This window comes from Acinetobacter sp. EKM10A, from assembly GCF_011075215.1.
Lineage (GTDB): Bacteria > Pseudomonadota > Gammaproteobacteria > Pseudomonadales > Moraxellaceae > Acinetobacter > Acinetobacter baumannii.
This window is the reverse complement of sequence record NZ_JAALLK010000021.1, coordinates 35,966-37,696: the sequence shown is the minus strand read 5'-3', so window position 1 is coordinate 37,696 and position 1,731 is coordinate 35,966. Positions and strand designations below refer to the sequence as shown.

Here is a 1,731-nt window from a genome sequence, read left to right as displayed (position 1 = left end):
TCAGTTACCCTAGATAAAATTTATCTAAATGGCGAAAGCTTAAGTGCAATAGCGGCAGATAAAGCGGGTAATGCTACCGTACCAAAAATAATAGTTGCACCAGACATTACAGCACCATCAAGTCTGACTGCAACGATTGATGCTGCAGGTAAAGCAATTACAGGTGTGACTGAGGCCAATGCAACAGTAACAGTTAAGGACGTGGTAGGAACCATAGTGGGTACAGGTACAGCCGATGTCACAGGTAAATATTCAGTTACCCTAGATAAAGCTTACTTGAATGGTGAAAGCTTAAATGTAACGGTTGCGGATAAAGCGGGTAATGCTACCGTACCAAAAACAATTGTTGCACCGGATACCACAGCACCATCAAGTCTAACTGCAACGATTGATGCCGCAGGTAAAGTGGTTGCAGGTGTAACGGAAGCAGATGCAAGAGTAACAGTAGAACAAGTAAATGCTGTTTATAAAGAAGTAACGGTTTTAGAAACCCAATTTATTCTGAGTGAGTCAGTACAGACAAATTATTTATCGAAGACATATTCTTTTGAAGTTACAGGTACAAATGCACATGTTTCTTTAAATTTGAGTTCCTCGACTAATTCACTTTCTGGTAGTTATAGTTCAATTCTTTCTGGAGCGAGTTTAAATACAAGACTAACTGGTAATGTTTCCCAAGCTGGAGACGGCAATTACAGTATTGATTTAGCACAAGGTTCGGTATTACCGCCTGGAACCTATACTTTGACAGTAAATTATTCTAGTTCAATGCCCCCCGTTATAAACGTAAATGTAACGCAAGAAGTGCCAACAACCATTTTAGAAGTAGACCATTACGAAACAAAAGTTGTAGGTACAGCTAATGCAGATGAGGCAGGAAATTATTCTATTACTCTAGATAAAGCTTACTTAAATGGCGAAAATTTAATCGTAACAGCAACAGATCAATCGGGTAATAAAACTGAGGCAAAAGAAGTTATTGTTCCAGATATTACACCACCGATTTTACATCAACCAACTATTCAAGGTGGATGGACTGAGGGGCAAGTCGTACAAGGTACAACAGAAGCAAACGTCACTGTAACTATTAAAAACGCTGCAGGTGATGTGATCGGTTCAGCTATAGCTGATGCATCAGGGCATTACTCCGTAATTTTGAATACTGTTTATGAGAATGGTGAGTTATTAAAAGTAATAGCTACAGATAATAAAGGGAATGAAAATTTTCTTCAATTAAATGCACCTGATACTACAGCACCTATACTAGCTAATTTATTTAGTTATGATTTGAGTACAGATAAAATTATTTTTAATGCGCCAAGTGATAGTTACTTTGTTGAACAAAAAATTGATGGTGCTTGGGTCCACGTAAATATTGAGGAAAAATTCGATTGGTTAAATGTAGAATATAGGGTAACTGCTACAGATCAAGCTTGGAATAGTTCTCAACCACTAACTACTATAATTAATACTGCATCGGGAACTTACAAGCCAACAGACCCTATATTTACTCAAATTATTAAAGGATCTACAGGAAATGATTATCTATATGGTGGCAATGGAGATGACACGTTAATTTGTAATGGAGGTTCTGATAGTTTATACGGTGGATCCGGGAACGATACATTGATTTATGGTGGTAATTCCCCGAATGTATATACAGGATTAATTGGCGAAGCAGGGAATGACACCTATATTGTAGATAAAGCATTATTAGGGTCGTTGAGTTAT

At 37.4% G+C, this 1,731-nt stretch carries 1 protein-coding gene; it reads left to right on the top strand.

Going from position 1 to position 1,731, the window contains the following annotated elements; all coding sequences use genetic code 11:
- Positions 1-1,731, top strand: a 1,731-nt coding sequence (locus G9371_RS19290) for an Ig-like domain-containing protein (protein ID WP_413773164.1), incomplete at both ends; no start/stop codon positions are given.